Raw genomic sequence first — 9,799 nt, forward strand, 5'->3', positions numbered from 1 at the left:
GTTTTTATCTTTCTTGCTCGTAAATCGCAAATTGTGTCTGCTAATGTGGGTTGTTTCTGTAATTTCATACATTAAAAATAAGACTTAATTAGTTAAATAACAAATGATTAAATGATTTTTATACCTCTAATTTAACCACTTTTACCTTGCAACGGTCTTATATTATGATTATGCAAGTTAAATCTTGGTTAAGAGCAATACCAACTCATATAAGTAAATGGCATATTCAAGCATATTTTGACGAATTTTGTTTTAGGATTAATCGTTCTCAATTTAAGGAAAGCATATTTCATAAAACAATTAGTAGAATGGTAGAAAGTAAACCTATTTACCAAAATCAAATAAAACAGATACTAAGTGTATAACTCAATAAAATAATTTTATTTTTTTTGTAGTAAAAGCTCCATAAATTCCAGCTAATATAACACAACTTAAAAAGAAGATAGCTAAACTAACCTCGTTACTTTTACTAACCATTGACCATATAATCCGGTAGCCAAAAAACCATTATAAAGACCTTGGTTTTTAGCTAAAACTTTTGAAGATTTTGCTTTTTCTAAAGTATTGCCAAATATTTTTAATCCTTTTGGTTTATCCCAATAAAATAGTTCTAATATCATAAAATACAAATGCTCAAAAGCAACGAGTGAAATAAAAAACAATTGTAAGAATTTCATCATTAAAAAGTTATTTTAATAAAACTTAAGGCTTTATTAGTATCTTTTACTGGTAATTGACAAGCACCATCTACGCAAACATAAATTAAAGTTTCATCGTTAGCATCCCTTCCTTCCATTAAAGGAATAGTGCTTTTACTTGTTGTTCCTGCAAATAATTTATTAGGAATGTAATTAGCGTTGAACTCTTTTATTTTTTCTTTTGCTTGGCTACCAGAAACAGCAATCTCATAATAAGAACCAACATAATTACTCAACAAATTCAACCAATTAGAATAACCACCACCATAATTTTCAACCTTATTATAAACATTAGTTAGCATTTGTTTGCTTACTTTTAGGTAATATGAATTAGAATAATAATGACTTAATTTAAATAAATTATTTGCCATTATTGAGTTTGAAGCTGGGATTACATTATCTTCAATTTCAAATTTTCTGGTAATTAAAGCGGTGTCATTATTAGAAGTGAAATAAAACATATGCGTTTTTTCATCGAAAAAATGATCAAAGGCGTAATCGGTTAATTGTTTGGCAGTGGTAAGCCATTTTTCATCTAAGGTAACTTGATATAAATCTATAAAAGCATCAATAACCGTAGCGTAATCTTCTAAATAACCATTAATAGTACTTTTACCATTTTTGTAACTGTGGTTTAATCCGCCATCAACGGTAAGTTGTTTGGATACAATAAACCGAGCATTTTTTAGGGCAACTTCTAAAAAGTGAGGATTATTAAAAGTTTGATATGCATCTATATAACCTTTTAACATTAAAGCGTTCCAAGAAGTTAAGGATTTATCATCTAATCTAGGTTTGGCTCTTTTCTGTCTAATTTTTAATAATTTATAATCCCATTCAGCTACTTTTTTATCTAGTTCAGTAATAGTTATTTGATGATTTTTAGCAAAAATTTTATCGTCTTCTTTTCTAATGAGTACATAATTTTGATGTTCCCATAATCCATAACTATTTATATTATAATATTCTGAAAATAATTTAAAATCATTTCCTAAAATAGCTTGTAGTTCCTCTTTTGTCCAGCTGTAATAAGCACCTTCTACTAACTTACCATCTTTATTTAAACTATCTGCATCTAATGATGAATAAAAAGCTCCTTCAGTACTAGTTAATTCATCTTCAATAAATTGCAAGGTTTTATAAACAGTGTTTTTATAGGTTTTATTTTTAGTTTCTTGAAAAGCTTTTGAGTATAAACTTACTAATTGTCCATTATCATAAAGCATTTTTTCAAAATGAGGAATATGCCATTTTTGATCGGTTGAATACCTAGAAAAACCACCTTCAATTTGATCGAAAATTCCACCAAAAGCCATATTAGTTAAGCTTGTATTTACGTAATTTTTAATTTCAGAATCTTTAGCTTGAATGCTATATCTAAGCAAAAAACTAAGATTATTAGGCATTGGGAATTTCGGAGCTCCATTGGAGCCTCCTAGTTTAGTATCTAAATGTTTTTTCCAATTAGCAACAGTTGTTTTTAATTTAGTTACAGAAAAAGGAATGTCATTATTGTTAAATTGTATTAAACTTGAATTTTTAACGCCTTCTGTAAGTTTATCAGCATATTCAATAGCTTTGTTTGGCGTTTCTTTGTATAAATTTGCTAATTGAGTTAAGGCATTTATCCAGTTTTTTTTAGGAAAATAAGTGCCACCCCAAATTGGTCGTCCATCAGGTAAGGCAATGCAATTTAAAGGCCAACCACCTCTACCAGTCATTAATTGGACAGCATTCATATACACTTGGTCAATATCTGGTCGTTCTTCTCGGTCAACTTTTATACTAATGAAATTATCATTCATCACTTTTGCAACTTCTTCATCTTCAAAACTTTCGTGTTCCATAACATGACACCAATGACAAGAAGAATATCCAATAGAAATAATAAGTAATTTATTTTCTTTTTTAGCAAGTGCTAAGGTTTCTTTATTCCATGCATGCCAATTAACAGGATTATGGGCATGTTGTAATAAGTAAGGACTTGTTTCTTTAATTAACTCATTAGTGTATTTATAGCTAGGTTTTTGCATTTTTTTTTCGTTTTGCCCTTTACAACTTATAAAGTTTGTGAACAGGAAAATTAGTAGCAAATATCTCATAATCATAATTTACTAAATATACTTAAATAAAAAAAGCACTTTGATAAAAGTGCTTTTTTTTTAGTTTTTTTAACGTTATTATTTTACTTCAAAAGTAATTTTAACGTTTACTCTAAATTCTTCCACACTATTGTTGTTTATTACAACGCTTTGTGATTGTACAAATGCAGATTTAATATGTTTAACACTTTTTGAAGCATGTGCAACTGCATTTTTTGTGGCTTCTTCCCAATTTTTAGTGGAACTTGCCATTACTTCAATAACTTTCATTACTGCCATAGACTTTGATTTTTTTAAATTAAGGTTTAAATATACAAAATATTTTCCTGAAATCAATGGGTAATAAAGTGTATTTAGTTTTCAGTTCTAGATTATTTAAGTACTTCTTTAATTCTGTTTACAGCTTCGCGAAGTTGTTCTTCAGATGTGGCAAAGGAAATTCTGATACAATTATGGTCCCCAAAAGCTTCACCTGACACCGTCGCTATATTTGTTTTTTCAAGTAAAAACATTGAAAAGTCAGAAGCTGAATTTATAGAAAATCCTTTGATGGTTTTTCCAAAAAAATAGGATACATCAGGAAAAAGGTAAAAAGCACCATCAGGAATGGTTAGTTTAAATCCTTTAATTTCTTTAAATAATTCAAGCAACATATCTCTTCTTTGTTTAAATTCATCTACCATATATTGAATTTTAGAGATAGGAGCTTCAACAGCAGTAATAGTAGCTCTTTGTGCAATACAGTTGGCTCCAGAGGTTATTTGTCCTTGCATTTTAGTACAGGCTTTGGCAATCCATTCAGGTGCACCCATATATCCAATTCTCCAGCCAGTCATTGCAAAAGCTTTTGCAACACCATTGATAGTTATAGTTCTATCATACATGTTTTCAATGGATGCAAAACTAAAATTAGGAACATCATAATTTATATGTTCATAGATTTCATCAGAAATTATAAAGATAGAAGGATGTTTTTCTAAAACTTTAGCCAAAGCTCTGTATTCAGTTTCGGAATATATAGTGCCACTTGGATTGTTTGGAGAATTAAAGAAAATTAATTTAGTTTTTGGTGTTATAGCTTCTTCTAACTGTTTAGGTGTAATTTTAAAATTAGATTCAACAGTTGATGGAATTATTTTATAAGTAGCTTCAGCTAAAGTAGTTATAGCAGAATAACTTACCCAATATGGAGCTGGTAGTAACACTTCATCTCCAGGGTTTAACAATACTAAAGCAGCATTTGCAAGTGATTGTTTTGCACCTGTTGAAACTACAATTTGAGATGGTTTATAATTTAAATTATTATCTCGTTTAAATTTTTTACAAATAGCTTCTTTTAACTCTAAATAACCATCTACAGGAGTATAAGAGTTGTAATTTTGATTAATAGCTTCAATTGCAGCGTCTTTTATAAAATCAGGAGTATTAAAATCAGGTTCTCCCAAACTTAAGCTGATAATATCTTTTCCTTGAGATTTTAATTCTCTAGCTTTGGCTGCCATTGCAAGCGTTGCAGATATCGGTAAATTATTAATCCTATCGGATAATTGATTTTTCATTTAAAAAAATTATATATGTGCAGGTTTTAATCCTAAAGATTTTAATTGTCTAAAGTGTTCTATTATTGCTTTTCTAGTAGTTTTATATTCATTATAAGGTAAATTAAACTCTAAAGCTGTTTCTTTTACAATTTTAGCGATTTTTTGATAATGAACATGTGAGATATTTGGAAAAATATGATGTTCTACTTGATGATTTAATCCTCCTGTGTACCAAGAAACAAATTTATTTTTTGGTGCAAAATTTGAAGTTGTATATAATTGATGTATAGCCCAAGTATGCTCTAAATTGCCTTCTTGGTCTGGTTGAGGCATTTCTGTTTTTGGTACAACATGTGCCAATTGAAAAATTACACTTAAAATAATACCTGCGGTATAATGCATTACAAAAAATCCGATTAAAACTTTCCACCATGCTATATCTAAAACAGCTAAAGGAAGTACAATCCATAATAAGTAATACATTATTTTAGAAATAATTAAAACGGTCCATTCTTTAGTTGGATTTGGAAATTCTCCATAAGAAAGTTTTCGTTTTAAATAAGTGTGCATTTGTTTAAAATCGGTAGTAATTGCCCAATTTATAGTTAATAATCCATATAGAAAAAATGAATAATATTTTTGAAATTTATGAATCCATAGCCATTTAGTTTGCTTTGAAAAACGTATAATTCTTCCAGCATCAATATCTTCATCATATCCTTGAATGTTTGTAAATGTGTGGTGTAAAACATTATGTTGTACCTTCCAGTTATAAACGTTTCCAGCTAAAATGTAAATGCTACTACCCATAATTTTATTCACCCATTTTTTACTAGAAAAAGACTCATGGTTACTATCATGCATAACATTCATACCAACCCCAGCCATACCAATTCCAATAACAATAGCAAGTAAAAGCAATACCCATTGAGGCATAGTAACTGTTAAAATTAAAATTAATGGGACTAAAAATATACTAAACATAATTATTGCTTTGGTATATAATTTCCAGTTACCAGTACGTTTTATATGGTTTTCTTTAAAATAGCTATTTACACGTTTATTTAAGGTTCTAAAAAACTTTGCTTTATCAATTCTTGAGAAGCTTATAGATTTAATAGTCATATGATTATATAAATTTTATTTTTTATTTAGTTTGTAAGGCAACGAAAATAAATCATTTTTATGAGTTTTTATGTTTTTTGAAAAAAAATAACACTTTTTTATGATGTGTGAAATAAATAGTATAGTTGTATTTTTGCTCTAATTGAATTTAAAATATGGATATAATAAGAAAATATTTCCCGAATTTAACTAAAATTCAGGATGCAAGGTTTGAGGCTTTAAAGAATCTTTATTTAGAGTGGAATGCTCAAATTAATGTGATTTCAAGAAAGGATATTGATGAACTTTATATAAAACATGTATTGCATTCATTAGGGATAGCAAAAGTGCAACCTTTTAATTCTGGAGCAAAAATTTTAGATATTGGAACTGGTGGAGGATTTCCAGGAATTCCTTTAGCTATTTTGTTTCCAGAAGTTAAATTTTATTTAGTGGATTCCATTGGTAAAAAAATTAAAGTGGTAAATGAAGTGGTAAATGCATTAGAGTTGGCTAACGTACAAGCTGCTCACTTAAGAGCTGAAAAAGTTAATGGAAAATTTGATTTTATTGTAAGCAGAGCAGTAACTAATATGGATGATTTTGTGAAATGGACACGTAAAAAGATTAAGAAAGAACAAAACCACACTATAAAAAACGGAATTTTATATTTAAAAGGTGGTGATTTAAAACAAGAACTTCAAAACTTTCCAAAAGCTACTATTTATAACCTTTCAGACTACTTTGCAGAAGATTTTTTTGAAACTAAAAAAGTAGTGCATATTCCTTTAAAAAGTAACTAATGTGACATTTGTTATTTTTTATTTACTAAAGAGTTCTTAATTTTGCCTCGAAATTTTATTATAAATAATGTAAATAGCAATTAGCTTTCAAACGTTTAACCTATTTTTATGTACCCTCATATTAAATTTAGGGTTTGTTCATGTACTGTAAATTACAGAAAAAATAATAAATATTTTAACATTAGTAAAGGAAAGCTCGCCATTGGCGAGCTTTTTACTTTTTAACATGTTATGTGACAAAGGTCATTTGTGAATAAAAATTATAAGGATATTTTTGTCCTTTAAACAAAAAATTATGGCTGAAATTAAAGAATGTTTAGTTTGTAAGAAAAATTCAAACGAAACACCAGTAACAAAATTTTATTACCAAAAAAGTGAATTTTATATTTGTCCGCAACATATACCAGTTTTAATTCATAATCCACAAGAATTGGTTGGGTTGTTGCCAGATGCTGATAAGTTGGAAAAAGGTTAATTAAAAATTTAAATGTTAGATACTAAAAAAGCTCGCAATTAGCGAGCTTTTTTTGGTAGTTAAGTTTTTGTTAACCTAAAAACGGATACCTATAATCAGTAGGAGGTACAAAAGTTTCTTTAATAGTTCGGTTACTTACCCAACGTAATAAATTCCAAACAGAACCTGCTTTATCGTTAGTTCCTGATCCGCGAGCACCACCAAAAGGTTGTTGACCAACAACGGCTCCTGTTGGTTTATCATTGATATAGAAATTACCAGCAGCATTTTCTAATTTGTTAGTAGCAATATCAATTACATATCTATCACCACTAAAAATTGCTCCGGTTAAGGCATATTCACTTGTTTTGTCTAAAATATCTAATGATTCTTCCCAAGCTTTATCTTCATATATGTATATGGTGATAATTGGTCCGAACAGCTCAGTGTACATCGTTTTATATTGTGGATTGGTAGTAACAATTATAGTAGGCTCAATAAAATAACCTTTTGAATCATCATAATTACCACCAACTATAATTTCAGCATCAACATCTTTTTTAGCTTGATCAATATAGCCAGAAAGTTTTTTAAAAGCTCTATCATCAATTACAGCATTTATAAAATTACCAGTATCAGCTGGAGTTCCCATTTTAAAAGATTTTATATCTTTAATTATGGCAGCTTTAATATCTTTCCATAAACTTTTTGGTAAATAGGCTCTTGAAGCAGCAGAACATTTTTGACCTTGGAATTCAAATGCACCTCTTGAAATTGCTGTAGCAACTTCTTGTGGATTAGCAGTTGGATGTGCCCAAATAAAATCTTTTCCACCAGTTTCTCCCACAATTCTAGGGTAAGCTTTATAAGTATCAATATTGTTACCAATTGTTGTCCAAAAACTTTTAAATACAGGTGTAGAACCCGTAAAGTGAACTCCTGCAAAATCAGAACTTCCTAATAATACATCTGTTATCATGGATGAATTACCTGTAACCATATTTATAACACCATCTGGTAAACCAGCAGCTTTAAATAATTCCATAATTACTTTTGCGGAATATACTTGAGAACGTGCTGGTTTCCAAATTACCACATTTCCCATTAGTGCAGGTGCACCTGGTAAATTTCCTGCAATGGAAGTAAAGTTAAACGGAGTAATTGCATAAATAAATCCTTCTAACGGTCTATATTCCATTCTATTCCAAATTCCAGCAGAAGATTGTGGTTGATTGCTGTAAATTTCTGTCATAAATTCAACATTAAATCTAAAGAAATCAATTAATTCACAAGCAGCATCTATTTCAGCTTGAAATACATTTTTAGATTGTGCAATCATAGTGGCGGCATTCATTTTATCTCTAAATGGACCAGCTAATAAATCGGCTGCTTTTAAAAAAATTGCAGCTCTATCTTGCCAACTTGTTTTCGCCCATTTTTCTCTTGCTTCGGCAGCTTTTTTAATTGCTAATTCAAGATGTTCTTTTTCTGCGGTATGGTATTTTCCTACACAATGTTTATGATCGTGTGGAGGGTGAATATCAACTGTTTTTCCAGTTCTATATTCTTTGCCACCGATGTAGAATGGAATATCAATATTTTCTTGATACATTTTGTTATAAGTAGCCATTAAACTTTTTAATTCTGGGCTACCTGGAGCATATGATTTAATAGGCTCGTTAACAGCTTTTGGTACTTGGTAAAATCCTGAAGCCATAATATTATTTTTTAAAGTGTTTTTATTTTAAATTTGTTGCAAAGTTACTAAATAGAAACGACTTTTTTTAATATATTGAATCTCAAAATTAGAATAATAACGCCATGTGCACAGTTACTTTTTTACCTTTAAAAAACAACGATTTTATTTTAACATCAAATAGGGATGAACAAAAATCAAGGGAAACTTTTTTACCGAAAAATTATGTTGAAAATGAGGTGAATTTACTGTATCCAAAAGATAAAATTGCTGGAGGAACATGGATAGGAGTGAGCTCTAAAAAAAGATTGGTTTGCATTTTAAATGGTGGATTTGTAAATCATATTAAAAAGAAAAATTATGCCAAAAGTAGAGGTGTAATTGCTAAGGAATTATTGAAAGCTTCTAACTCAAAAGAATATATAACGCTATTAAATTTAGAAAATGTAGAACCATTTACAATGATAGTTGTTGATTGGAACGATATTAAATTACATTTATACGAATTAATTTGGGATGAAAAGCAAAAACATTTTACTGAATTAGAACAGCAACCAAAAATATGGTCGTCTTCTACATTATACGCTGAAAGCAGTAAAAACAATCGAAAAAAGTGGTTTCAAAATTGGCAAAACGAACAAGATTTTTCAATAGAAAATATTTTAAAATTTCACCATTCAGAAATTGGAGATAAGTCGCAATCAGTTTTAATGAAACGCTCAACTATTGAAACCGTCAGTATAACTTCTGTTAAAAAGGAAAAAGGACAAATAGAAATGATTTATGAAGATGTTATTTCTTCAATTAAAAAAAAGATTTATTTTTAATTACTAGTATTTGGAACCATTAATTGAAACGTAGGAATTACTACCTTAAAAGTGTTGGAATTACTTAAATTAATCATCGTGTAAAAACCTTTCATTGCACCAATAGGCGAATTTAAAAAACAATTGGATTTATAGGTGTGTTTTTGTAAAGGTTTTAAAATAGGTTTTTTACCAATTACGCCATCACCTTCTATAATTTCAATATTGTTTAAGGAATCAAATATTTTCCAGTGTCGGTTCAATAATTGAACGATTTCATTACTTTGATTTTCTATAATAACCTGATAACTAAACGAATAATACAATCTATAATTTCGGTAGCTAGTACCTTCAAAAATAGAAGTAACAGAAACTTTTATACCATTTGTTACTTGTTGTACCATAATTTACTTAAGCCTTTGATTTTGTCAAAGATACGAATTTAATTAGTTACTGACCTTACGCAAGACATTCACGATTACGCCACATTTTGATATTTATTTGTTGATAACTCATTAATTTGTTTCATTGCGTTTTTTAGAGCGTTATAATAAATTCTATCTTTCAAAGCAAAGGCATTAGATTTTGTTCTAAT

Annotated in this window: 9 protein-coding genes and 2 pseudogenes; 4 read left to right on the forward strand and 7 right to left on the reverse strand. The window is 29.0% G+C overall.

Going from position 1 to position 9,799, the window contains the following annotated elements; translation table 11 throughout:
- Positions 1–158: 158 nt before the first annotated feature.
- A pseudogene (locus tag L3J60_RS12455) lies at positions 159–365 on the forward strand (IS1595 family transposase); the annotation flags it as partial.
- Between the two features lies 1 nt (position 366).
- Here L3J60_RS12455 and L3J60_RS12460 read toward each other — a convergent pair.
- The 5 genes and pseudogenes from L3J60_RS12460 to L3J60_RS12480 form a co-directional block, all read right to left on the reverse strand.
- Positions 367–680: pseudogene (locus L3J60_RS12460) on the reverse strand (DUF1304 domain-containing protein).
- Entirely contained in the window at positions 680–2,731 is a 2,052-nt protein-coding gene (locus L3J60_RS12465; protein WP_291975887.1) for a thioredoxin domain-containing protein, read from the reverse strand. Before L3J60_RS12465 ends, L3J60_RS12460 begins: the two are co-directional and overlap by 1 nt.
- Before the next feature lie 147 nt (positions 2,732–2,878).
- Positions 2,879–3,079, reverse strand: a complete 201-nt coding sequence (locus L3J60_RS12470; protein WP_291975888.1) for a dodecin family protein — start codon at positions 3,077–3,079, stop codon at positions 2,879–2,881.
- 92 nt (positions 3,080–3,171) lie between these two features.
- Positions 3,172–4,359: a pyridoxal phosphate-dependent aminotransferase gene (locus L3J60_RS12475; protein ID WP_291975889.1), complete on the reverse strand. Its 1,188-nt coding sequence runs from the start codon at positions 4,357–4,359 to the stop codon at positions 3,172–3,174.
- 9 nt (positions 4,360–4,368) lie between these two features.
- Complete coding sequence (locus L3J60_RS12480; RefSeq protein WP_291975890.1) at positions 4,369–5,466, reverse strand: acyl-CoA desaturase; 1,098 nt, start codon at positions 5,464–5,466, stop codon at positions 4,369–4,371.
- 155 nt (positions 5,467–5,621) lie between these two features.
- On the opposite strand from L3J60_RS12480, the gene rsmG reads away from it, so the two are divergent.
- Positions 5,622–6,248: a 16S rRNA (guanine(527)-N(7))-methyltransferase RsmG gene (gene rsmG, locus L3J60_RS12485; protein ID WP_291975891.1), complete on the forward strand. Its 627-nt coding sequence runs from the start codon at positions 5,622–5,624 to the stop codon at positions 6,246–6,248.
- 295 nt (positions 6,249–6,543) lie between these two features.
- Positions 6,544–6,723: a hypothetical protein gene (locus L3J60_RS12490; protein ID WP_291975892.1), complete on the forward strand. Its 180-nt coding sequence runs from the start codon at positions 6,544–6,546 to the stop codon at positions 6,721–6,723.
- A 70-nt stretch (positions 6,724–6,793) separates the two neighbouring features.
- Here L3J60_RS12490 and pruA read toward each other — a convergent pair whose 3' ends face one another.
- Entirely contained in the window at positions 6,794–8,419 is a 1,626-nt protein-coding gene (gene pruA, locus L3J60_RS12495) for an L-glutamate gamma-semialdehyde dehydrogenase (RefSeq protein WP_291975893.1), read from the reverse strand.
- A 104-nt stretch (positions 8,420–8,523) separates the two neighbouring features.
- Here pruA and L3J60_RS12500 point away from each other — a divergent pair, with 104 nt between their 5' ends.
- Positions 8,524–9,225, forward strand: coding sequence for an NRDE family protein (locus L3J60_RS12500; protein ID WP_291975895.1), 702 nt, complete (start codon positions 8,524–8,526; stop codon positions 9,223–9,225).
- Here the strand turns inward: L3J60_RS12500 and apaG are convergent.
- Positions 9,222–9,608, reverse strand: coding sequence for a Co2+/Mg2+ efflux protein ApaG (gene apaG / locus L3J60_RS12505; protein ID WP_291975896.1), 387 nt, complete (start codon positions 9,606–9,608; stop codon positions 9,222–9,224). The two genes, L3J60_RS12500 and apaG, sit on opposite strands and share 4 nt — an antisense overlap.
- Positions 9,609–9,799: the final 191 nt, after the last annotated feature.

This window comes from Lutibacter sp. (assembly GCF_021647475.1).
Lineage (GTDB): Bacteria > Bacteroidota > Bacteroidia > Flavobacteriales > Flavobacteriaceae > Lutibacter.